The following is a 24,354-nucleotide window of genomic DNA, read 5'->3' on the forward strand; positions in this document are numbered from 1 at the left end:
GCTAGCCTTGTGTCAATAGCTATCATATAGGCAATTGACCTAAAGGCGCCGCCCGGCTTAACGGCAATGAACAAATTCAGGGTCCATAGAGAGACGAATGATTTCAGGCTCATTGCGGATGCCAGTCACCCTAAGACGTAGGGCAAGATCGAACGCTGGCGCCAGACGATGAAGAAACGAATCCAGCTCGAAGACCCACCTTTCGTTAGGTGGTCGCGATACCCAGTTTGCAGCCTTCCTCGAACTCTAAAATCCTCGGCGCCATCAGGAGAGACTACCTCACGTCCTCTCTACGTCGGGCGCGGCCAGGGCCGTTCTGATGCAGCAGAATAGATCAAGCGGACAGCGGCGCTTACACCATCGCAAGGCCGCCGCCTGACAATGGACCGAACCTTCGCTGTATCACCGCCAATTGCCTCGCGATCCCCGAGAACGAACAAATGCAATGAGCCTGCCTTTGGTATGCGGAACAGGTGAAGACGTCAGCGCCCACCGCCAATCGTAAAGAGGGCGTCGTAGACAATGACGCGGGCCGGTGGGATTGACACTACAAACCGATGCGAAGCGCTGCCGGCGACCAGTGCCCACTGTTCAGCTTGCCAGCACCTATACACCAAGGGCGGTGGCGAGCGACTTCAATCCATGGGAAATCTCATGGCTACTATCCACGATAGCAGGCACTTTTACGCCAGCTTCGAAAACGGTCGAAGGCCGCCAACCCTGGCGCTGTCGCGCGTCGCGACAAGCTGAGGTAGCTGCCTGCGGCTCCTGCAAGCATACCGCTGAGGCGATCATTCGTATCGAAGACGAGCGGTATTTCGATCACTCTTAAGCTGCAGGTAGCCCCGCCGAACTCAACTTTTAGAGCCTCTGCCTCCGACTCGCCCCTCCGGTAGCCGGTCATTGACGAGCGATGGTCGATCAGACCAATTGTTGACAGCGCTATCGGGGACCTTGGCGCGCGGCGACCTCCGGTCCGGATGGCACCATACTTCCATCCGATGGTCGATCCGATCCGGTGGCGAACTCATTGTCCAGATGGATGGTCAAGGTTTCCGGCTCTTCCCCTTGTGCCGGGTTAGGAATTAGCCCTGTAGAACGATCAAGGATGGTTCGGATTATGCGTCGTGCCCGTTCGCCGCTGACCTGGCGAGCAATTCCGTCGTCGTCCAGTACCGCAGGGTGAACGTGCGCCTCACTGAACCGGCCGCCTTTGACAGTCAGTTCAAGAATTGCCGATTCTCGCGGCATCCTAGAATATGCCGCGCTGAGCGCCAGTCCAACTCCCTCTTGCGGCTGTTGGCGGATGAAGGTGCCCAGACTGTAGGATATCAGCCCAGCATTCGTTCGTTCGAACCCCTGCAGAGGAGGCGGGTGCGAGCCAAGCACAAGAGCCGCCCCGGCATTGAGCAGCGCATGGCCAAGCTGACGCTGGTAGCCCGTGATTTGATAGCTGGACCCAACGCCCCAATGGACGGCCGCCACCACCAGATCTGCGTGCTCCAGCGCCCGTTGAACAGCAGCCGCGGCACGAGCGAGTGCATCGTCATCGAGCCAGGTATGCACGGTCGGAGCAACACCCGGTTCCTCAGCAGCCCAGGCGGGGTCGATTTCGGCCGCTTGGCGAGGTCGGAGCACAGCCAAGCCGCTGCGATCTGCACCCGCGTCCCAGTGCCGTGGGGCTACGCAGGTGAGCCCGATAAAGGCGATCCTCTTACCGCCCAACTCGGTGATGTGAGGTTTCAGCGCTGCCTCCAGGTCAGGCCCAGCACCAATAAATGGCACCCCGGCTTGATCAAGAGCAGTGATCGTATCGACTAGGCCGGTGCGGCCATAGTTCATTGCTTGATTGTTGGCTAGGCTTACCAGGCCGAAGCCGACACCAGCCAGTTCGCGAGCTCGGTCTGGAGCCGCGCGGTAGGAGACCGGCTTGTCCCAGCGCAGTCCGCGTTCAGTTAGCGGGACCTCAAGGTCACCAAACACGAAGTCCGCCTCGCCGAACGGGTGCCAGTCGCTTGGCAGTGCTCGGGTTGGGACAACGTCTCCGACAACGATGAGTTTGCCGGAGCGGCTCATCGAAACCGCTCGCAGAGTGTCGACGCAGCGCTTTCAAGGGCGCCGGCCCACTGTGCTTGGGTATCTGCGATCAAGGCAAGAAATTCCGGCGTAGCAGCTCCCTGCACGATATCGGCACTATCCTCGATAGGCACCAAATGTATGAAAGACGGTTTGGCCGAACAATGCCAACGTGCCGTGGCGATCTCGACCGCCGCAAAGCGTCGGTTTTCCGCACGGAACATTCCTGGGACAAGCCGTGATTGGGGAATATGAACCTCGTCATACCAGCGGGCCCAACCACTCTGATGCGCTGGTCTGAGATCGACCTGGGTAAACAGCACACGGGAGTAGTCGAAAGGCGGCGGCGGGCCGGAGACTAACTCAGCGACGACCCAACTTTGCTTTTCAACCCATTCGAACCGCGCTGCGACGCCTTTGGTCCACCAGTCGGAAAAAGCCTTGGCACCAGTCACTTCAGCCGGATCACCCTCGAGTTGGAAAATTACAATGTAAGATGGAGTTGGCTGATAGGTACGGTAACGCGTCTCGACCCGCATGCCTCGGAAACACACCGGATCTGCGGCTACGCCGGGCACTCCCGTCGCGGCAAGGAAAGAAGATCGCAACCATTCTTCAAACGCCGGCCGGTGCTGGGTTATAACGTCGACAGATACAATCAACGAATGAGTCATGTTGCTACGCCCTCTTGGCGATCATGCGGCCAGGCTGCCAGCGGGCCAGCGCGATGGATATCCACGAGTTGCTCCAGAAAATCTTGGCTGGCGTCGTCGGTCAACTGCTTCTGCCAAGTCTGTGCCGAGGTGTTGTCAATTCCGAGCGTCGCCGCCGTACGGGCACGTGATGCAAGAACAACCTGGCGTGTTCGCATTAAACGCTCGTTATCGTAACTGGCGAGCGCGCTCCCATAATCGGTGCTTTCGGCTAGATGGCGAGCCAGTACGAGTGAGTCTTCCATAGCCAACGCACCGCCTTGCCCCAAGGTTGGCGTCGTGGCGTGCGCGGCATCGCCAATCAGAACAATGCGTCCGTTCACGAATGACGCTAAAGGGTCGAGGTCATGCACGGGCAGCCTGTTCGTTTTCGCCTCGTCGAGGGCTTCCACAAGAGTTGTTACTTCAGAACACCATCCATCAAAATGATGCCGAAGTTCTGCCCGCACGCCATCGGGATTGGCCTCGCCGCTCGGAACGGCGTCGAAGAAAAAGTAGAGCCTGTCGTCTCCCACGTTTAGCAGACCCACGCGTTTGGAATCCTGAACATGGAAAGTGAAGGTACCGGGCGGGGTCAGGTTCAAGCCAAAGGAGACGAGACCGAGCCAAGTCGTATAATGATAGCGCAGTCGGTCAGTTCCTCCGGTAACGTGGTTTCGGACTACTGAGCGGATACCATCCGCGCCCACCAACAGGTCGGAAGCGATCTCGGTGCCATCATCCAAGACAGCGCGGACACCGTTTGCATCCTGCTCTACGCTCACGCAGGCGCCCCCCAGTCGCACCAGGGCCGGATCGAGGCGCGACAGTAATGCTGCCTGCAGATCGGACCGCGCAAGCGGAAACGGACGCTGCCCGACAAGCTCAGTGAGTTTGTCGATCGACATTTCGCGTATCACACGACCGTGCTGGTCGCGATAGCAGACCCGATGCAATATCGGGCTGACCATCTCGAGGGGATTAGCAATGCCAAGCGCATGTAATGCCTGCGCTCCATTCGGCCACATGCATATTCCTGCACCAGCAGCCCGCAGTTCAGGCGCCCGCTCAACGACGGTGACGTCAGCGCCGATCTTGCGTAGCGCAACGGCGGCGCTGAGGCCGCCAATTCCTGCGCCAATTATCGTTACACGAAGCGGACGGCTCATAACCGGCACTCCTTCTGAGATTTCATGATGCAAATTCCTTATGATGATCAATCCACCACTGCGCGATGTCAGAACGCCGCGCGAACCATACGTCTCCGGCTTCCGACGCATGCTCAATGAACCGCCGCAACGCCACAATCCTTCCTGCCTGTCCAATGATCCGCGGATGCAGGCTGACGGTCATCATTTTCGGATGCGTAATGCCTTCGCGCCGAAGTTCGTCCAGCGCACCACAACAATATTGAGCGAAAGCCGCCGGATCGTCGCAGCCGCCCATGATAAAGCGGCCGTCATTGTAGGTGAACGACAGCGGCACGACCAAATGTGGCTTGTTGGAAACATCAACGAAATAGGGCAGATCGTCATTAAGGGCGTCCGAGTCGTATAGGAATCCACCCTCCTCCACCAACAGTTCGCGGGTGTTGTCAGAGGACATCAACCGCGATATCCAGCCAACCGGCCGTTCGCCGCAGGTTTTGGTCAGCGACTCGATGGCGGCGTGTATCCGCTGGCGTTCCTCCTCCCGCGTCAGGTTCCAAACTTCCTCAAAGCGGTACCCGTGACAGGCAATCTCATGCTTGGCCTCGCGCAGGTAGTCGCCAACCTCCAAGTTGCGCTCGACCGCCACTGCACAGGCATTTACTGTTGCCTGAATCCTGTATTCATCAAGCAACCGCGCCAAGCGCCAGAAGCCCGCTCGGCTCCCATATTCGAACGCCGACTCTACCGACCGATCGGCTATGCCAGACAGAGAGCCAAGGAATTCACCGGCACCCTCGTTGCGACCATCGCGAGCGTATGAATACTCGGCCCCCTCTTCGTAGTTGACCTGGATGTTCACTGCTACCCGAGCGCCTCCGGGCCAAAAGACGCGGGGAGCGTGACGGCCGTACCCGCGATAATTCCTGTCCTTTTGCGGATGGTTCCCATTCATTTGACCCATTCCCTCGCAGCTCAACCTGTTCTTTGTTGAAACAATGCTTTCACGTTGTTCACGTCTAAAAGCACCCCGGCCTGTGAACTTCGCATGTTCAGGGACGCATGGCGTGACCCTTCCCGCGACCGACCAAATGCCCCACTATCAGATAGTCGCGATCGACGCGTTTCTCGCTATTGCGAAAAGGCCATATCCCTCCTCGCGTGCCCCTTCGTTAGCATGGAATAGCTGTCATACAGGGCTCAGCGTGTCAATAGCTATCATACAGGTTTGACTATTGGCGTTCCTCATGTATGGTTTGGTGAAGGCGCCAGCGCCACGATGGAGAGAGGCCCAAAATTGAAACAGTAGCCAGCATTCCCCTTTGCGCTGGCCAGGTCTCCGGAACCTGGGCTGAAGCAGCCAACATCATCGGATGTGTGAGCGACGGCGACGAGACGAACCCGGCAAGCGGTAGGACCTCAGATCACACGGGATCGACAACAGTGCGAGCATATCGATTGACCTTTGCTTGATGGAATATCTACTACCCAATCACAATTAGCATGCAATAACTGGTATTTTATTAAGATAAATTAATGATTATATGCTAAATATTTGTGCAATAATTATTCGTTATTTTTTAATCGTATAATTTAATACTTATAATTACAGATCTTGACCGCCGATCTCCGGATGGAAGCCGGCATCCTAGTATGTGCGAATGAGGTGAACCGTGGATATTGACCAGGTCAATCGAATGACTTTGCGCGAATTTGTTGATGTATTCGGAGGCATTTTCGAGCATGCTCCCTGGGTGGCTGAGCGGGCTTGTCTTAGCCGTCCGTTCGCATCGGTGTATGAAATGCATCGAAAGATGATGGATGTGGTGCGACGATGCGACGAAAGTGAAAAGGTGGGCCTTCTGCGGGGGCATCCAGAACTCGGCGGCCGCGAGGCGCGTGCTGGTGAAATGACACCCGATTCTAGTTCAGAACAAAGCCGGCTCGGCCTCGATCGCCTCAGCGAGGCAGAATTCTCGGAGATGACGGAGCTTAACCGTCTTTACGACGAGAAATTTGGCTTCCCTTGCATGATATGCTTGCGGCTTCACGTAAAGCGCGACACCGTTGTTGCCGAACACAGGCGGCGTCTGTTGAACGACCGTCAGACCGAGATCGAAAATTGCATCGAACAGGTCGGGCAGATTACGGAGCGCCGGTTGCGCGAACGGGTTAGGGAGAGCCAGAGGACACGCCGCGCAATCTCGACCCATGTCCTCGACAGCGGCAATGCCGGTGGTGCGCAGGGAATGGTGATCGAATTGCAGCGGTTCGAAGGTAGCGGATACACGACAGTCGCAAGGGTGACGACAGATGAAGTCGGCCGCGCCCAACTGCTTGACGCCGAGGAAATGCGGCCGGGCCGTTACCAGATGATCCTGCAGGCTGGAGCATATCTCGCCGAGCACGGCACTCCCAGCACGTTTATTGACGTGATACCCGTGTTGTTCGAGGTCGATGATCCCTACCAGAATTACCATATCCCACTTATTGTAGGGCGCTATGCCTTTTCAGTTTACAAGGGCGGCATTCCGGCGCTCGCTTCCGGGCCAACACGCGAGGATGTCCGTTAATGGCTGGTTTGACCGTACACGTACTCGACATAATGAATGGTATCCCGGGCGGCGGCATGCGGATCGATTTCTTGCGCCTGGACGGCACAGATAAGTTTCACTTGAAGACACTCTTCACCAATGCCGAGGGTCGGACCGACGAACCGGTTCTCACCTCATCAGATATGATGTCAGGAACATTCGAGTTGATGTTCCATGTAAAGGATTATTTTCGCCGCGGTGGCACCGACGCCACGTTCTTCGAACTCGTGCCAGTGCGGTTCAAGATTGTCAGTACCCATGTACACCATCACGTACCCCTAGTTGTGGCACCGTGGGGATATCAAAGCTACATGGGGACTTGATGATTTGCTTTGCCTACACGAAGCGTTTCGCGGTGACGGGCTGGCGGCCAAAAGTCGTCCAGGTAATCTCTTCAGGCGATTGTTTGATTGATGCTGTGCCGATCGCGTAACTTTGGCCCAGCTTAGCCAACATCGGCCTCAGCCGTAGACGACCAGCAGGTCCTTGGCGTCGATCTGGTCGCCGGCGCGCACCAGCACTTCGGCGATCGTGCCGTCGCGCTCGGCGTGCAGTGCGGTTTCCATCTTCATCGCCTCGATCGACAGCAGCACGTCGCCGGCCTTGATGGGCTGGCCGGCCGCGACGGCGAGCGTCGAGACGACACCCGGCATCGGCGCGCCGATATGGGCATCATTGCCGGGCTCTGCCTTGCGCCTTGCCTTGGACGCGGATGCGCCATGCGCCCGATCCGGCACCTTGACGCGGCGCGGCTGGCCGTTGAGTTCGAAGAACACCGTCACCATGCCCTTTTCGTCGACATCGCCGACGGCGAGGCAGCGGATGACCAGCGTCTTGCCCTTCTCGATGTCGACGAAGACCTCGTCCTCGGGCTTCATGCCGTAGAAATAGACCGGTGTCGGCAGCACGCTGACCGGGCCATAATTGTCCTGCGCGCCGACGAAGTCCGAGAACACCTTCGGGTACATCAGGAAGGAAGCGAACTCGTTTTCCGAGAGCTTGCGGCCGAGTTTGGTCTCGACGTCACTGCGGTTGGCCTTGAGATCGGCCGCCTTGAGCAGCGAACCGGGGCGAGCGATGATCGGCTTCTCGCCCTTCAGCACCTTCTTCTGCAACGCTGCCGGCCAGCCGCCGGGCGACTGGCCGAGATCGCCACGCAGCATCGACACGACCGAGTCCGGGAAGGCAATGTCCTTGGCCGGGCTCTCGACATCGGCGACGGTGAGTTCCTGGCTCACCATCATCAGCGCCATGTCGCCGACGACCTTGGACGACGGCGTCACCTTGACGATGTCGCCGAACATCAGGTTGACGTCGTGATAGGCCTGCGCCACTTCATGCCAGCGGGTTTCGAGGCCGAGCGAGCGCGCCTGCTCCTTGAGATTGGTGAACTGGCCGCCCGGCATCTCATGCAGGTAGACTTCCGAGGCCGGCCCTTTCAGGTCGCTCTCGAAGGCGGCATACTGGTTGCGCACGGCTTCCCAATAAAACGAGATGCGGCGGATCCATTCCGGCGCCAGGCCCGGATCGCGATCTGAGCCGCGCAGCGCCTCGACGATCGAGCCCAGGCAAGGCTGCGAGGTATTGCCCGAAAAGGCATCCATTGCCGCGTCGATGGCATCGACACCGCTCTCCACCGCAGCCAGCACCGTTGCGGCCGAAAGGCCCGACGTGTCGTGGGTGTGGAAATGGATCGGCAGGTCGGTCGCCTCGCGCAACGCCTTGAACAGCACCCGCGCCGCCGCCGGCTTGAGCAGGCCGGCCATGTCCTTGACGGCAATGATGTGAGCGCCGGCGGCCTCGAGTTCCTTGGCCAGCCCGACGTAATATTTGAGATCGTACTTGGCGCGGTTCGGGTCGAGGATATCGCCGGTGTAGCAGATTGCCGCTTCGCACAGCTTGCCCTCGGCGCCTACGGCATCCATCGACACGCGCATGTTGTCGACCCAGTTCAGGCAATCGAAGACACGGAACAGGTCGACGCCGCCGGCCGCCGCCTGGCGCACGAAATGCTGGACGACATTGTCGGGGTAGTTGGTGTAGCCGACGCCGTTGGCGCCGCGCAGCAGCATCTGCAGCAGGATGTTCGGTGCCGCCTGGCGCACCTTGTCCAGCCGCTCCCATGGGTCTTCGGTCAGGAAGCGCATGGCGACGTCGAATGTCGCCCCGCCCCAGCATTCGAGCGACAGGAGCTGCGGCAGCGCCCGCGCGTAGGTGCCTGCGATCCTGGCGATGTCATGGGTGCGGACACGGGTGGCGAGCAGCGATTGATGGCCATCGCGCATCGTCGTGTCGGTGATCAGCACCTGCTTCTGGCCGCGCATCCAGGCGGCGAATTTCTCCGGGCCAAGATCGTCGAGCCGTTGCTTGGTACCGTCCGGGATCGGGCCGGTGAACCACGGCACGACGGGTGCTGCGGCCTCTGGATTGGGCGCGGCGCGGCCACGCGTTTCCGGGTGGCCGTTGACGGTAACGTCGGCGAGATAGTTGAGCAGCTTGGTGGCGCGGTCCTGGCGCTTGACCTGGGCGAACAGTTCCGGCGTCGAGTCGATGAACCTCGTCGTATAAGAATTGTCGTGGAAGGCCGGGTGCGTGATGATCGCTTCGAGGAAGGTCAGGTTGGTCGCCACCCCGCGGATACGGAACTCGCGCAGTGCCCGGTGCATGCGCGCGATGGTCTCGTGCGGTGTCGGCGCCCAGGCCGTGACCTTCTCCAGCAGCGGGTCATAGAAACGAGTGATGACCGCGCCCGAATAGGCCGTGCCGCCGTCGAGGCGGATGCCGAAGCCGGTGGCACCGCGATAGGCGGTGATGCGGCCATAGTCGGGAATGAAGTTCTGCTCCGGATCCTCGGTCGTGATGCGGCACTGCAAGGCATGGCCGTTGAGGCGGATGTCTGCCTGGACAGGCACGCCCGATTCCGGCGTGCCTATGGCGAAGCCGTCGAGGATGTGGATCTGCGCCTTGACGATATCGATGCCGGTCACCTGCTCGGTGACGGTATGTTCGACCTGGATGCGCGGATTGACCTCGATGAAGTAGAACTTGCCGGTGTCGGCATCCTGCAGGAACTCGACAGTGCCCGCGCCGACATAGGCGGTGTCGCGGGCGAGCTTGAGGGCATAACCGCACAGCTCCTGGCGCAGTTCCTCGCTGAGGTAAGGTGCTGGTGCGCGCTCGACGACCTTCTGGTTGCGGCGCTGGATCGAGCAGTCGCGCTCGAACAGATGCACGGCGTTGCCATGCGTATCGCCAAGGATCTGCACCTCGACGTGGCGGGCACGTTCGATCAGCTTTTCAAGATAGACCTCGTCCTTGCCGAACGCTGCCTTGGCCTCGCGCTTGCCCTCGGTCACCTCGCGGATGAGGTCGGCTTCGCTGCGGATGGCGCGCATGCCACGACCGCCGCCGCCCCATGAGGCCTTGAGCATGACGGGATAGCCAACCTCGGCGGCGAGCCTCTTCACCTCGTCCATGTCGTCGGGCAGAGGGTCGGTCGCCGGGATCACCGGCACACCGACTTCGATGGCAAGGTTGCGCGCCGCCACCTTGTTGCCAAGCCGGCGCATGGTCTCGGGCTTCGGCCCGATGAAGGTGATGCCATTGGCAGCACAGGCGTCGGCGAACTCGGGGCTCTCCGACAACAGACCATAACCGGGATGGATGGCATCGGCACCCGACAGCCTGGCGACGCGGATGATCTCCTCGATCGACAGGTAGCTTTCAATCGGCCCCATGTCCTTGGTGAGATGTGGACCGCGGCCGACCTGGTAGCTTTCGTCGGCCTTGAAGCGATGAAGCGAGTATTTGTCCTCTTCGGCCCAGATCGCCACGGTTTTGAGCCCCAGCTCATTGGCCGCGCGGAAGACGCGGATGGCGATTTCGGATCGGTTGGCGACGAGGATCTTCTTGATAAACACGGGAGCCGCCTATAATAAGTACAGTCGCAGGGATGTTATTTTCGTTAATTTCCCTGACACAAAGACGCGATGCTTTTACAGACCAATCATTCTGCGATTTAAAGCGATCTCGTTTACAATAAGACCTATGCTGTTTCTAATCGAACCCTCCCAGCGTTTTCAATCGGCCATCGCAAAAGAACCGGCGATTGAGGCCGTTGTTCACATTGCAGATGACATCTAAGAGATAAAAACCGGATCGGGAAGCTCGCCAAATGTTCGGGGCCATGAGACGAATCCGCCTCAAAATACAAACTATCGCCGGCACTCATATGATACAGATTTGTCCCATGGCGGTAAGTCATCTCGCCCTCGAGCAGGTAGATGAACTCTAGGCCCTCGTGTCGGAACAACGGAAAGGTGTCGGTATCTTTTGTAAGCGTCACAAGGAAAGGCTGTACTAAAATCGGGCCGGAACCTGATACGCTATTGCCGAGAGGCTTTTGCTGTTGACCTAGCGGGGCACAGCGGCTTGGGACGCCGACACCTCGCCCCCCCTTAACAAATACGGCACTGCGCTCTACATCACAATTTTTGAGCAGCGCGCTCACCGGCACGCCAAGCGCTCGAGACACAACACGCAGCGTAGCTAGCGAAGGCGAGAGCGCGCCATTTTCGATTTTCGACATCATTGCAACAGAGATTTTTGCGGTCTCCGCGACCTCGGAAGCAGTGATTCCGCGGCGTCTGCGACAGGCCCTCACCTCCCGGCCGATCGCTGTCTGGAGTTCCAGTTCTGGGGAACGAATTGCGTGGGGATTCTGGCGCAGCGGAGCCGATACGGCCTTTCTGCCGGCAACCGCTCCATGAGGCGATCCCTTAGGGCAGGCCTGACGATTGGTGATTGTAGTAGACATGCCGGCACCTCAAATTGTGGAAAATCCATGCGATAGGCTCGTGCAACAGTCGGATTAATCGTGCGACGGTTCCGCGCGACGCCCTTGGCTTGATACTCTGCAGCAAGCACCTCAACCGTGTGTATTGATGCCCAAGTTTGAAGCCCCCAACGGCGGACGGGCACTAATGCAGTAGATTGAACAGCGCCAAGGGCCACAGTGGGACGTGGCAAGGCTGGGTGCGCCAAATTGGTCCGCTAGCGCCATACAAACCAAGTGCAAGCAACGTCGAAATCGTGATAGCCGCTATGGGCCCGGCAATCATCAAACAGCCCATGTTTCATTGCACTTGAGAAGTCACTGCGGTCGCAATCCTGAAATCGGAGCACAGCAAGCTCCTCGCTACACGCAGACTCAGCAATTCCGGAGAATGCAAACGACTTAATCAGTGTGGCCTTTCGCAGTGCCTCCACTGTACAACGTGGCCTGAGTGAACGGAACAAGTCCAGCGTTCAGATTCGTCCGTCGAGCCTTGGAAATGCTCGACGGACTGGCCGTCTCTGCTTCTAGGAATTGACAAGCCGCGCAGAGCGCAGCTGCTCTGTAGCTGTCCTGTCAAGTTCACCATCTGGCCCGAAAGCGACGCCGTAAATTTCAATTGCCTGCGAAGGTGTGAGCAGTTCGTCCCTTACGTCAATCGCTACAGCTTCCGCATCACGCTCCAGGGGATTACCATAGCCGCCGCCACCTGCAGTTCTATGACTGATTACCGTTCCCGCCGGAACAACGACACCTGCCGCTTGGTGTAGTATGCGTTCTTCACCTCCAGAATCAAGCACCAGAGCACTGCCTTCACCATCATGACCTCCGAAAAGGCCTGCAGGCGGGAAGTTGTAATGATCCAGTGCGACGCTTAGCTCAAGCGGGACAAGAGCCCGATAGTCGTAGTCCACGCCCCAACCGCCGCGGTGCCGACCCGCACCTGCGGAACCTTCCCGAAGGGCATACCGCTCGGCGAGGAGGCTTGGAAAGCGGGTTTCCATTACTTCACAAGGCACGTTGTAGTTGTCCCCGGATAGCAGAGAAACCATGGCACTATTACCGTCGTTGCGCGCCCGACCTCCCCAGCCACCCGCGTAAGGCGAAAAGTGAACGAACTCGCGGCCGTCCGGATCCCGTCCTGCGAGAGTAAGCGCGCTCACTGTGCCGAACGTTCCGGCGATCACTTCCTTTGGAAGTACTGGCGAGAGCGCTTGCAGTATGAGTTCGATCAGCCGCACGGAAAGGTCTGCAGTGCCGGTGGTTGTCGGAGCGGGGGAAACTGGTCTGAATACACAACCCTTCGGGGCAATAACACTGATGGGCCGATACGATCCTTCGTTTGTACCCATCGTAGTGTCAGACAAAAACATAACCGTTTCGCGCGTCACGGCAACTGTCGTGTGCCAATGGCCGTTACCGCCCGAACTCTTTCGCTGTTGCGCGCTGCCCGTAACATCGACCGTGATGTCGCTGCCGGCAACAACAACTTCAACTTTGAGGGGGATCGGATCCTCGGTAGTACCATCGCCATCGTGGAAGCCTTCAGCATGGTAAGTACCGTCGGGAATTCGATCAATCGCCGCCCGAACCATCTTTTCAGCATGGTCGAGCAAATGATCTACAGCCGCTGCAACCGTAGAGGCTCCGTACTTTGCGACAAGTTCAATTGAGCGCTGCTCCGCTGTCTTCCCTGCCGCCAGCTGCGCGAACAAATCCCCGCGCTCAGTATCAGGCACACGGACGTTACCAAGGAAGATATCGAGCACTGCTTCATTCAGCACGCCAGAATCGTACAACTTCACAGGCGGAATACATAGTCCTTCTTGGTACGTATTTTCTGCGTCAGGCGCATAGCTTCCGGGATTCTTTCCGCCAATGTCCAGATAATGCGCCTTACTCGCACTGACCATAACCAGCTGGCCCTCGTGGAAAATCGGCATCAGGATATTGATATCGTTCTTGTGGAACGACGATCCTTCCGCGAAGTACGGATCATTGGAAATAAACACATCACCTGGCTTCATTTCGCCAAGCGGGAACTTTGCCCTCACTGCATCCAAAGCAAAGCTCATTGAACCGTTAAATGAGGGAATACCTTCTGCCTGGGCAACGAGCCGGCCACGCGCGTCGAAGACGACGCAGCTGAAGTCGTGCACGTCGCGAATAATTGTAGAGTAGGCGGTGCGTGTAAGCGCCACACTCATTTCGCGAACTATAGAGATCAGCCCTGCGCGGATTACTTCAAGAGTGACCGCATCAACGGTTGCCGCCGCGCGATCCGTACTCATAGCGGTGTTCATGCGAATGGTCACTTTACTACCTCATAAATATGCAGGTTGCGTAGCTCGTCGATCTCACCGCTTTGACCGGGCAAGATCAGCATCGTAGAGCGAGGATCCTCAAGAATACTCGGGCCTGGTAGCGTGTCGCCCGCTAGGACGTTCTCCACGCTGTATATCGGGGTCTCTGTCCAGCCTGAGCCTGCAAAATAGACCTTTCGCCATTTCACCGGTTCGAGCGATTCACCATCTGGCCGTCGACCGATCCGCGGCAACGCCGGACTTTCGGTGTGGCCGATTCCAACCAAGCGGAGATTAACGAGTTGAACCGGTGAATCAGGGGTGGAATAGCCATAAATACGTTCATGCTCGCGGTTGAACTGCGATGAAAGCTCTTCGGCTACCAAGGGTTCTCCACGCGACGGAAGAGACACGCTCAAGTGATACTCTTGTCCAACGTAGCGCAAATCTGCCGACCGCCGCATCTCCACAGCCGATTGCTCGACCCCTTCTGCGATCAATGCAGCCAGAGCTTCGCCCTCCAACTCGGCGAAGATTTTCTCGACCTCATTGGCATCTAGATCAGCGACTGGTCGCACCAGCGTCCGCGCGCGGTCATGGCGGAAATCCGTCCCAAGCATTCCAATTGCAGAAAGTGCTCCTGGATTGCTTGGCACAATCCCGTGGGGAATGGACAACTCGCGCATCGCTGCCGCAGTGTGCAGCCCACCTCCACCGCCGAAGCCCATCAACACGAAATCACGTGGATCATAGCCTCTCTCGATCAAAATAGAGCGAATGGCTTTGGACATATGGGTGTTGGCGATCTGCACAATCCCATCGGCAGCCTGCTCAAGCGAAAGGCCTACCGCATCAGCAATCCGTCCGACGCCTTCACGGGCGCCATCGACATCCAGGCGCATACGGCCACCGAGAAAATACTCGGGGTCAATTCGACCTAGCACAACATTTGCGTCGGTTACGGTGGGTTCCGTACCACCCTTTCCATAGCAGATTGGCGCCGGGTCTGCGCCTGCGCTCTGGGGGCCAACTCGCAGGGCATCGCCTGCATCTAGCCAAGCGATGGAGCCCCCTCCAGCCCCAATTGAGAGAATCTCGATCATCGGCGCCAATACGGGCCAAGCGTCCGCAACGACGCTCTCAACTACGGTGATAGCGCGTCCGTTTGCTATGACACCCATATCACTGCTGGTGCCGCCGATATCAAGGGTAACCACGTTAGGGACGTCGATTTGCGCTGCCAGGGTGGCAGCTCCGACGACGCCACCACTCGGCCCTGACATAACAGTGCGTACGGGCCACTTGCATGCTGCATCAGTGGTCATAACGCCACCATTCGATTGCATCACCAGTAGGTCGCGCTTCAGACCCCGCTCTTTCAGTTGCTCCGACAATCGACCAAGATAGGATGAGATGATTGGCACGGTCGCAGCATTAATACACGTGGTCGAGGTGCGCTCGAACTCCCTCCATTCGGGCGCAACATCCGACGAAAGGCACACCGTCACACCAGGCAACTCCTCAGCGAGAATTTCGCCCACTCGCCTTTCGTGCGCGGAACTAGCATATGCATGGATCAGGCAGACCCCCACAGCCTCGACTCCATCTTGGCGAAGACGGGCCGCAGCCAAGCGAACATCGTCTTCATTGAGAGGAACTAACTCCTCCCCGGTATGACGAATTCGCCCCCCTACCTCCAAGCGGAGCGACCGGGGTACCAGTGGCGATGGCTTAACATACTGGAGATCGTACATGAACGGATTGTTGGTTCGCATGATTTCAAGCACATCGCGAAAACCCGTCGTCGTTATAAGACCAGTACGAGGCAGTTTAAGCTGAAGCAACGCGTTAAGCACAACGGTTGCACCATGCACAAAGGTGTCAATGGCACCCAAATCGCCAGAGCCTAAGCGTGCCGTGACGATCTCTTTTGCTCCATTGAGAATCCCTTGGGTGAAGTCCCGCGGCGTGGAAGGCGTCTTATGGACGTGCATCTCCCCTGCCTCGTTCACCAACACGAGATCCGTGAATGTTCCGCCAATATCGGCTGACAGTCGGTACGACATACAGTTTCTTTCTCCTCCCGGCGAGCCAGACTGAACTCACCTTTCATATAGGTACAACATGCTATCCTATAGGTTACAACTGTCAATAGTGAATGGTGAAAAATTTGGACAAGTTGAGTGAGGCAAGGTAATTTTGAGCAAGGAGCACTTCGGCGAAACCTCATCTGGTTGATATGGATCGCCTGCCCGATCACCACACACGCGTTAGACCGTCTTTAGAAATATGGTTGTCCTGGTCTTCGCGCTGTAGCGACATTTGCCGGGATAGCATCACTGCCGGCGATGTGTGCCTCAGCGTTGGACGCAACTCGCCGCGGAGGGCCCGGCCGAGCATGCCGAGCAAAGGTCATTATGCGCTGACGTCCTGTGCCGCAGAACCAGCACCCTGCAGCAAACGATCAGTCTTGATATCCATCTAGCGGGCTGTTGAAGAAGTCGCTCGCACTGGATGGTCGACTATGATTCATTGGCTCTGAAGAGATTCAGAGGTTATCGGTGCGCGGCGGCGACAATCTGGCTGGCGAATTGTTCAGCTACGTGGATCTCGAGGCGGGGGGTGCGGAGCGATCATCCGCTGCGCGCAATCCGTGTGATCGTTAACGAGGCGCTGGCTGCGTTGGAGCGCGACTTCGCAGCGCTGTATTCGCCGATCGGGTGGCCGTCGATCCTGCCCGAGAAGTTGCTCAGGGCGATGCTGCTACAGGCGTTCTATTCGATCCGTTCGGAGCGGCTGGAATACGACCTTCTGTTCCGCTGGTTTGTGGGGGTCGGCGTCGACGACGCGGCTTGGGATCATTCGGTGTTCTCGAAGAACCGCGACAGGCTGCTCGAGGGCGACATCGCCGCAAAGTTCCTGAACGCGGTTCTGGCGCAGCGCAGGGTGAAGAAGCTTCTGTCCACCGATCATTTCTCGGTCGACGGCACGCTGATCGAGGCGTGGGCGTCGATGAAGAGCATCAGGCCGAAGGATGGCTCGGGCGAGCCGCCGGCAGAGGGTGGCGGCGGGGCGCAACGCGGAGGCGGACTTCCACGGCCAGAAGCGGTCGAACGAGACGCATGCCTCGACCACCGATCCCGAAGCCAGGCTCTATCGCAAGGGCAAAGGCAAGGAGACGAAGCTGGTGCTTCATGGGGCACGGGCTCATGGAGAACCGCCACGGCCTGCTGGTCGATGCCTGCCTGACGCTGGCCGACGGGCATGCCGAACGGGTAGCCGCACTGCACATGATCGAGCCGCGTGCCGACCGGCCGCAGGCGATCACGCTCGGCGCCGACAAGGCCTATGATGCGGAGGACTTCGTCAACGAGTTGCGCTCGATGAACGTGACGTCGCACGTAGCGCAGAACACCAACGGCCGCAGTTCAGCGATCGACGGACGCACGACCCGGCACAGCGGCTATGCCGTCAGTCAGCGCACCCGCAAGCGCATCGAAGAGGCGTTCGGTTGGATCAAGACGGCCGCTGGCCAAGACAAGACCGGGTTCCGTGGCCGTGATCGCGTCGGATGGCCTTCACCTTCGCTGCCGCCGCCTACAATCTGGTACGGCTGCCGAAGCTGCTGGCGGTGCCGACATGACCGCGCCGGCGGGCTGCCAGCTGATCGGCCGCTGGCGCATTGTCAAGGCCGATCTGTGGGATCGCGATTATCTCAACCTCTGCGGTCCCGCCACGATCACCATCGGCGACGACAACAACGGCGAGATCGCATTTGGTGCTTTGCAAGCCGGCCTCGATGTCAGCTACACCCCATCGATGGCCTTCTTCACGTGGGATCGCTGCGACTAAACGGACGAAGTGAGCGGCTACGGCCATGCCGAATTGCTCGACGACGGCTCGATCGAGATCACGTTCGCCTACCACAACGCCGACGAGGCCATCCTCAAGGCCGCGCGCGATACTTCTTCAACAGACTGCTAGACCCGTCGGCGTGCCGTTCAACGTCACAACATTTCTGACGTAATCCGCCACGCCGCTCTGGTCAGAATTTAGGAGCTGTCTAGCTATTCGTGATCAGGAAGCTTTCGAAGAGGTAACGCCCGCAATGACTTCTTCGGTAGAGCGGACGGCACCCCAGTTGTTATCCAGATATTCCAACGCATGTTTGTGCAGCTTTTCGGTCATGGCCGCGCAGCCGTCTTCGACAATGACCACCCTGTAGTCCAGATCACCCGCATTTCGTGCGGTCGTCTCGACGCAGCTGTTGGTCCAGATGCCGGTAAGGATCACATCTCGAATGCCCATATTGCGGAGCATGTGGTCCAGGTTGGTCGAGGTAAAGCATCCCGAACCAGACTTGGTGATGATCAAGTCCTCGTCTTCTACGCCGAGCCCCTCGAGAATCTGAGCGGGTCGCTCATTGAGCGCAACTGTTAATCCCTGCTTGCGATGACGCTCGGTCTGATCGGACCCATCACCCTTAATAGACCCCACACGCGCGAAAAAGACGGGCAGGTTTTTGGCCCGCATCGCCTTCGCCAAGCGAGCGACATTGGGAACAACCGTATCTTCGATTCGAGAAATTGCGTATTCGCCCTCCTCGCCGAATCCGCCGTCTTTAACTTTCTTGAACGCACCGAACTCACGCGACGCAGTCAAATACTGAAGATCGATGACGACAAGCGCACATCGGCTGTAGTCAAATTCAGGATCAACTCGGATGATAAGATCCCAAGCTGTGTCGCGAACGACAGAAGACATTTCAAACCTCCAAACGGTTTACCAACATTGACCCGCGAATATCGCAGGCAAACTAATACCGAAATGCCGGCATTGCGCGGTCGTCACCATGCCGTGTCCAATCCGACACCTCAGTCTGCTCTTGTTAGAGAGCCGAACTTTCGATTCCAGCTCTCTTACAGGTTATGTAACCTATATGATAGGTTGACATTGTCAAGAGGTTATCGTGGCTCTCGGTCTTTTTGACCCCATCGCCTTCCTGGAACAACGCGCGTTCGAAATAAGGCGCTCAAAAGTCTCCACAGCCATCGGAAATATGTATAATATCTTTTTAGATTCGGCTCTCTTCACGCTAAGTGGAACATATCCACAATTGTAAATGATCTATTTCGCGCAACCATCGCCCCACGCAGCCGATCCTTCTTTGGACCTTGCCATGCAAATCATAAGCGTACTGAAGATCGTCCGCCTGACACTATCTGCATCAACTACGCGGTAGGCATTTTACACAGAACACCTCAAGCTTAGCGAAATAGCTCAAGCATAATGGATGAGGTCGCATGATGGCGATACAGCATGCGTCCAACTCAAGAGTGACTGACTCGCGCCGATAGATTCCAGGGCGGAGAGCCGATTTTCCGTCAAATTGCCGTACGCAGGCTTGAACGCTTTTCCGGCTACAGGCACAACGTCGACGGACCGATCCGCATGGGCTGGCGTGACGTGCGCCCCTCCCTACAGGGTCTAGAATGAACCTGTTTTGGCGTTTCACCCCACGAAATCCACTCTCCTATGAGCGGAAATAATGCCCCGCACGAGTTGAGCAACGCCTGGACCTAAGGGGGCACGAGAAAGCTCTGCCGTCTGGAACAAGCATCGCCAAAGGTCCTAGATCTGGAAGGCGCAGAGTCGGCTGACGGCACGCTATCGAATGTTGAGCGGACAAGGCAGGAAGACAACGATGGTCTGCACAGCGATCGCCCGGGAACTGGCCGGCTTCATCTGGGCTGCTACAAGGAAGGCGCAACCAGCCTGACCGCTCGCAGCCGCGGCGGCATACATGTTTCGCAAACTTGACCTCCTTCGCCGCGGCTTCAGCCAGGGGCGCAACCAACCCCGATGACAGTGCCTTGCGACGCCATCCGTAAAGCTGCGAGGGATCCAATCCCTCAGCGCGCGCGATCGCCGAGACATTGGCTCCAGGCAACAACGTCTCGGCAGTCAGGCGCTCTTTCTCCTCGTTCGGCCAGTCGCGGGGGTTGCGTAGCGCCCGCACCGGCGCCGCTGTCAAAACCTCGAATGTTCGCGGCTGATTCACACTGTCGCTCATAGGATTCTCCGCATGATTCATGCAGAAATCCCCGATCAGCGGGCCAAATGTTACGTGGAGCTCCCTACGCGCTTACGGCCATTAAGGGCACAAGCTTGGAAAGTCAGAGCATGATAATTTGACCATGCCTTGTCCGGAGGTAGTTCCGAATGACGAAGACGCCGGTGCGGCGGACTCCTGCGCTCCAAACCTTGACGGCTGACATCCGAGCGCCGTCAAGGTCCGGAGAGGAGTTTCCGTTTGAAAAGAGAGACTCAGACCTATCGCATATATGTGCTAGAAAGATCGTCGGATCTGACCCATTTTTTGCGACCGAATGTCGAGTCCTTTTCAATGTGCGATCCTAAGCTAGGAATTGGTCTATATTGTTGCCCTGTTCTGCTAATGATATAGGTGTGATACGCCTATCAGTCGGGCCGTATCACCTGCCTCACTGATCGTTGGAAAAAGTTGGATTCGGAATGAACATAACAGCTCGCAACTCACGCCGTCCTCTAAAGGCCACTCTGGCAGCAGACAAATCCGATAAAGGCTATGGACGACGCTCCCTATCCGACCAGGTCGCCCAGCGAATCTCGGATGACTATATTATGAACGGAAAAATCGGAGCCGGAGAGCTCTTGCCGAGCGAATCGGAGCTTTGTGATATCTATAAAGTTTCCCGCGTCACTACCCGCGCTGCCATCAGAAGCCTGTGGGACCATGGCCTTATTAGCGTGAGAAATGGAGTCGGCGCCCTCGTGCTGCCGCGCGCCAAAGAAGTCAGGCATGGCCTGGACAGGTTGGCGTCAATAGACACATTCGCACGAGAAACGGGGCATGAAGTCGACACGGGCCATCTCCAGTGGGAACACACCGAGGCAGATGCTGAGATGAGTCTTAAGCTCCAGGTGCCAGTCGGAGCTGGAGTCCTCCAGGTGAAACGAAGTAAATTGGTCGACGGCGAACCTGTGGCGTGGATCATCGACACGGCCCCCCTCGCAGCCATTGACGAGAAGGCGTTGAAAAAGAAATTCTCTGGATCAGTGCTGGATATTTTGCTGGAGGATGGGCGATACCGCATTGACTATGCGGACAGTGAGGTAAAGCCATGCGTCGCCAGGGGTGAAGTTAAAGAAATACTGACAGGTGATGATGACGGATTGCTTCTGTTTCTAGACACCACAATTATGACTATGGAAGGATCGCCTCTTCTATGGGGGCGGGTTTGGCTTGACCCATCACATTTTAGGTTCTCAATCAGCCGGCGACGTTTTCGCTAACTAGGCGATTGCGCGGTTTTGACTTCGATTGAACGCTACCCACTACGGCCATAATATCTGAAGTCGGACTTGCATGGAATTATGCCAATATCTATACTTTGCCTCGTAGTTGGCGCACACTCAAACCAGCAATGTGAAAATCCCTCGATCGGCATCAACGCATGCCAACGCAAGGGCAGCCGCGCACTTGCCTGGACCACTCAGGGGATCGATCAAGCTGGACGTGCACAGATCCGTCATATCGATGGTGCGCTTGGCCCAATGCCATGAGGCTCTCTTGAGCAAAACCTAAAGCCGTCCTGACGCACTAAAGGCGTGGGCACTTCAAGCGCACAATGCCGAGCATTATACGCTTTGGTGCCCATAACGACTCTGCAGCCGCGTAGCCAGGTGCTGCGAAGCCAAGTAGTCTTTGTTTTGGCAACTCCACATACAGTGGAACTTGAAGCTCACCGGACGTTACGATCTTCACCTATGGCTCAGCCACGAGGTTCTTCACCTTCTCATGAGGGTGAGCGCCACAACGCAGCGAGCGATGGCCCGATCCTGCCACCGGAAACTGGTTGCTCGCAGGCGAGAACTTCAGCGCTAGTTCAATCAAATTAGTATCGACCAAAGTGGCCACTATAGAGTATTCCGCTTGGATGGTCCATTTCATGATTAGATCATACTAGCCTACTAGCCTAGACGAATCTGACAGACAATCTAACACGATTTGCTGTTCACATTCCGTCTTACTTTTGCGCACAAACTGACCACAGCAACAGGGCTCTAGCTCTTCCAAAAAGAACATCATCTATGCCGATTTAAGACGTAGGCTAGATCATCAGTGCGCGAACCTGCTCTACGACTTCGGCTGGAAGCGACAATCCGCTTTCTGTAGCCCGAACCCGATTGGCGTAACGCCTATCCGCTGGAAGCCGAGCTCCGGGCTGCTCGGTAATCTTGGAGAAGAGCTGCTCTGCGTGTGCAAACGCTCCAACCCCGCCGATGGCCACCGGGTTCATCGCGATAATTAGTTCTCCGCCACGTGGCGGGCCACCGTCCTTGTTATCGTTTTCGCCGGCCTGGTAGCTGAATTGCTCGCCGATCAGCGAGCCCGCTAGCAGTTCGACCATGAGCGCTATCGCCGATCCTTTGTAACCTCCGAAGGTTAGCATTGCACCCTTAAGAATCTCATTGGGATCGGTAGAGGGATTGCCGTTCGCATCAATGCCAACCCCCTCTGGCATGCGATGACCGTCTCGAGCAGCGATCATGACTTCGCCCCGAGCGAGTACACTTGATGCCTGATCGAAAACCATCGGTCTACCATCCGCCCTCGGCCAGCCGAACGCCATTGGATTTGTGCCGAAAAGCGGCTTTGTTCCACCGGCCGGGGCCACGACCGGCAGATAGCTAGTGAAGGCAAGGGAACACAATCCCTCTGCGCAAATTGGCTCTAGATCCGTCCAGAGCGCCGAAAAGTGGTGGACGTTAACCAATGCAAGCCCAGCAATCCCATTGCCTCGGGTTAATTCGATAAGAGAGGATCTCGCTTCGTCCAAGGCGGGTGGAGCAAAACCGCCTTGACCGTCGACCACGATAACCCCCGGTAACGCCTGGCGGACCTTTGGTTGAGCAACCCCTGAAACCTTCCCGCTACGCAAAGATGCGACGTATCCAGGTACGCGGAACAAGCCGTGGGAGAGGCAGCCATCCGCTTCGGCTGCAACAATGACTCGTGCTACAGATTTTGCTACCGCAGGCGAGCATCCATTTCGCACGAAGCAATCGATGACGAGCTTTGAGGCGCTTTCGATTGTCATATTGATGTTATTGGTCATAGGGAGCCCCTAAATGGGTTCGGAAATGAATCGTGTCATCGCACGCGCGAGGATAGTCGTAGCTTGGGTGAGGAGCGCTGCCGGAACCCGTTCGTCGACGCCATTTGCGCCGGAAACCCTAACGTCGGCCTCCCCTGCGCCGTACATTACTGTGGGAATGCCTGCGTTGGAGTACCACCTAGCATCAGTGTAGAGGGTCGAATTGCTTTCCTCCAGGTTCTTACAGAAGGCTGCCCGCGCTTCTTCTTTAAGCAAACTTACGAAGGCTTGCTGCGAAGCAGCGGATCGCATGGGTTCGGCCATTCGCACCACCTCACTTGTCACTTCGCAGTCAGTTGCCTTCGTCACCTCGTCAACCAAGGCCAACAATTCGTCCCGGACAGCATTCATGTCCTCCTGCGGCGCCACCCTGCGATCAATCCACACGTCAGCTTGGCGCGGGGCCATTCCGAACACGGTGCCGGCAGCGACTTTGGTCACGTTCAGGGTCGGACGTAACTGCTCTGAATGTCTTTCAATCAGCCTATCCGCCATAGTGTAGATCTTTGTGCACAAATCCGTCGCAGCGCGCATGGCATCTTCTTTGGGCCGCAGCAGCGATTGATGACAGGCAGTTCCTACAAGGCGGACTTTGATCTGAATACAGCCATTGTGCGAGACAGTAACGACGTCAGTAAAGCCGGGAAACACGGCCAACCGCGGTCGGATACCGAGAGATTCGAGCAGATAGCCCGCACCGTAGTTACCGCCGGCCCCTTCGTCACTGGTCGCGGCAACCGCTATCGTGACCCCCTGCGTATTCACCAACGATTTCCACGCGCACTCAGCAGCGTAAAGAAAGCACCCGACGTCAGACTTCGAGACAGCCGCGCCTCTCCCATAGATGAGCCCATTGTGCTGCTCGGCACCAAACGGGTCACGGGTCCACCCGTCCCCAGCAGGCGACGTGTCGATGTGGACGCATAGAAGAATATCCGGCCGGGTAGTACGTTCGCCGAGCCAGCCGAGTAGGATTGGGGCCGTTGCGCCGCCCTGATCGATCGGATCGTGGGTCTCCACCCTGAAGCCGGCTTCAAAAAACTTCTCCTTTACGAACAGCGCAGCGTGTCGGCATTGAGCTGGTTCATATGTCGGTAGGCGAACGAGACCTTCAACCAATTGCAGAATTTGCTCGCTACGCTCACTAACAAGCGCATCGACCCTCCTGCTTCTTCCCTGCCCATCCGCGCCCTGTCCAGACACTTGACCTCCTGCACAACCTATAATCTACTTTCATCTAGCTATATGATAGCTCCTTCGATCTTGCAATCCCAAAATTGGCAATGCAGGAGGGAATTGAGCGTAGCATGCCTGAGATTGCATGTGTTTTTGGCAGACATTTGCGCGACGTCTGGGCAATGTGGAGCCCGAATGCCGCGAACAAAACGCTCTACTCCCGCCGTGCTGCCGGAGCGCGCCTTGTCCTTCGCCGGTTGCTAAGACCTTGAAGATCCTAGGCGACGCCATCGCCTGCATGCTATCGACATCGCCATGGAAAAGATCATCT

Annotated in this window: 16 protein-coding genes and 3 pseudogenes; 7 read left to right on the forward strand and 12 right to left on the reverse strand. The window is 57.4% G+C overall.

What is annotated here, in order from left to right; translation table 11 throughout:
* Positions 1-942 precede the first annotated feature (942 nt).
* The 4 genes from H5P29_RS26255 to H5P29_RS26270 are packed head-to-tail and all read right to left on the reverse strand — an operon-like array spanning position 943 to position 4,778.
* Positions 943-2,076 carry a CapA family protein gene (locus H5P29_RS26255; RefSeq protein ID WP_154387406.1) on the reverse strand — a complete coding sequence of 378 codons (1,134 nt, stop codon included), beginning with the start codon at positions 2,074-2,076 and terminating at the stop codon, positions 943-945.
* Positions 2,073-2,750, reverse strand: coding sequence for a hypothetical protein (locus H5P29_RS26260; RefSeq protein ID WP_154387407.1), 678 nt, complete (start codon positions 2,748-2,750; stop codon positions 2,073-2,075). The genes H5P29_RS26255 and H5P29_RS26260 overlap by 4 nt, the downstream gene beginning before the upstream one ends.
* The gene (locus H5P29_RS26265) at positions 2,747-3,937 is read right to left on the reverse strand and encodes an FAD-dependent monooxygenase (RefSeq protein ID WP_185910202.1); all 1,191 of its coding nucleotides are present in this window, start codon (positions 3,935-3,937) and stop codon (positions 2,747-2,749) included. The genes H5P29_RS26260 and H5P29_RS26265 overlap by 4 nt, the downstream gene beginning before the upstream one ends.
* Positions 3,938-3,959: 22 nt before the next feature.
* The gene (locus H5P29_RS26270) at positions 3,960-4,778 is read right to left on the reverse strand and encodes a polysaccharide deacetylase family protein (RefSeq protein WP_210252546.1); all 819 of its coding nucleotides are present in this window, start codon (positions 4,776-4,778) and stop codon (positions 3,960-3,962) included.
* 811 nt (positions 4,779-5,589) lie between these two features.
* On the opposite strand from H5P29_RS26270, the gene uraD reads away from it, so the two are divergent.
* On the forward strand, positions 5,590-6,489 hold the full coding sequence (gene uraD, locus H5P29_RS26275) for a 2-oxo-4-hydroxy-4-carboxy-5-ureidoimidazoline decarboxylase (RefSeq protein WP_154387410.1): 900 nt from the start codon (positions 5,590-5,592) through the stop codon (positions 6,487-6,489).
* Positions 6,489-6,833: a hydroxyisourate hydrolase gene (gene uraH / locus H5P29_RS26280; RefSeq protein WP_154387411.1), complete on the forward strand. Its 345-nt coding sequence runs from the start codon at positions 6,489-6,491 to the stop codon at positions 6,831-6,833. The genes uraD and uraH overlap by 1 nt, the downstream gene beginning before the upstream one ends.
* 138 nt (positions 6,834-6,971) lie before the next feature.
* Here uraH and pyc read toward each other — a convergent pair whose 3' ends face one another.
* The 4 genes from pyc to H5P29_RS26300 all read right to left on the reverse strand — a co-directional run bounded on the left by pyc (position 6,972) and on the right by H5P29_RS26300 (position 15,713).
* Positions 6,972-10,430: a pyruvate carboxylase gene (gene pyc / locus H5P29_RS26285; protein ID WP_185910203.1), complete on the reverse strand. Its 3,459-nt coding sequence runs from the start codon at positions 10,428-10,430 to the stop codon at positions 6,972-6,974.
* Positions 10,431-10,555: 125 nt separating this feature from the next.
* Complete coding sequence (locus H5P29_RS26290; RefSeq protein WP_154387610.1) at positions 10,556-11,326, reverse strand: XRE family transcriptional regulator; 771 nt, start codon at positions 11,324-11,326, stop codon at positions 10,556-10,558.
* A 545-nt stretch (positions 11,327-11,871) separates the two neighbouring features.
* Positions 11,872-13,659, reverse strand: a complete 1,788-nt coding sequence (locus H5P29_RS26295; RefSeq protein ID WP_154387611.1) for a hydantoinase B/oxoprolinase family protein — start codon at positions 13,657-13,659, stop codon at positions 11,872-11,874.
* On the reverse strand, positions 13,656-15,713 hold the full coding sequence (locus tag H5P29_RS26300) for a hydantoinase/oxoprolinase family protein (RefSeq protein WP_154387612.1): 2,058 nt from the start codon (positions 15,711-15,713) through the stop codon (positions 13,656-13,658). The genes H5P29_RS26295 and H5P29_RS26300 overlap by 4 nt, the downstream gene beginning before the upstream one ends.
* Before the next feature lie 495 nt (positions 15,714-16,208).
* On the opposite strand from H5P29_RS26300, the pseudogene H5P29_RS26305 reads away from it, so the two are divergent.
* From H5P29_RS26305 to H5P29_RS32840, 3 genes and pseudogenes are all read left to right on the forward strand, one after another.
* Positions 16,209-17,290: pseudogene (locus H5P29_RS26305) on the forward strand (IS5 family transposase).
* Positions 17,287-17,499 carry a hypothetical protein gene (locus H5P29_RS32705; protein ID WP_246670957.1) on the forward strand — a complete coding sequence of 71 codons (213 nt, stop codon included), beginning with the start codon at positions 17,287-17,289 and terminating at the stop codon, positions 17,497-17,499. The pseudogene H5P29_RS26305 and the gene H5P29_RS32705 overlap by 4 nt, the downstream one beginning before the upstream one ends.
* Positions 17,500-17,508: 9 nt before the next feature.
* Positions 17,509-17,631 carry a hypothetical protein gene (locus H5P29_RS32840; protein ID WP_256438586.1) on the forward strand — a complete coding sequence of 41 codons (123 nt, stop codon included), beginning with the start codon at positions 17,509-17,511 and terminating at the stop codon, positions 17,629-17,631.
* 93 nt (positions 17,632-17,724) lie between these two features.
* Here the strand turns inward: H5P29_RS32840 and H5P29_RS26315 are convergent, their stop codons facing one another.
* On the reverse strand, positions 17,725-18,411 hold the full coding sequence (locus H5P29_RS26315) for a cysteine hydrolase family protein (protein ID WP_154387532.1): 687 nt from the start codon (positions 18,409-18,411) through the stop codon (positions 17,725-17,727).
* 822 nt (positions 18,412-19,233) lie between these two features.
* Between H5P29_RS26315 and H5P29_RS32710 the strand changes: the two are divergent.
* Positions 19,234-19,426, forward strand: a pseudogene (locus H5P29_RS32710) (IS110 family transposase); the annotation flags it as partial.
* A gap of 105 nt (positions 19,427-19,531) precedes the next feature.
* Here the strand turns inward: H5P29_RS32710 and H5P29_RS26320 are convergent.
* Positions 19,532-19,741: pseudogene (locus tag H5P29_RS26320) on the reverse strand (transposase); the annotation flags it as partial.
* 440 nt (positions 19,742-20,181) lie between these two features.
* On the opposite strand from H5P29_RS26320, the gene H5P29_RS26325 reads away from it, so the two are divergent.
* Entirely contained in the window at positions 20,182-20,982 is an 801-nt protein-coding gene (locus tag H5P29_RS26325) for a GntR family transcriptional regulator (protein ID WP_154387533.1), read from the forward strand.
* Between the two features lie 818 nt (positions 20,983-21,800).
* Here the strand turns inward: H5P29_RS26325 and H5P29_RS26330 are convergent.
* Complete coding sequence (locus tag H5P29_RS26330) at positions 21,801-22,808, reverse strand: Ldh family oxidoreductase (RefSeq protein ID WP_210252553.1); 1,008 nt, start codon at positions 22,806-22,808, stop codon at positions 21,801-21,803.
* 9 nt (positions 22,809-22,817) lie between these two features.
* Positions 22,818-24,050 (reverse strand): M20 family metallopeptidase, encoded by a 1,233-nt coding sequence (locus H5P29_RS26335; RefSeq protein ID WP_154387534.1) that lies wholly within the window; start codon positions 24,048-24,050, stop codon positions 22,818-22,820.
* Positions 24,051-24,354 lie beyond the last annotated feature (304 nt).

Source organism: Aminobacter sp. MDW-2 (assembly GCF_014250155.1).
GTDB lineage: Bacteria > Pseudomonadota > Alphaproteobacteria > Rhizobiales > Rhizobiaceae > Aminobacter > Aminobacter ciceronei.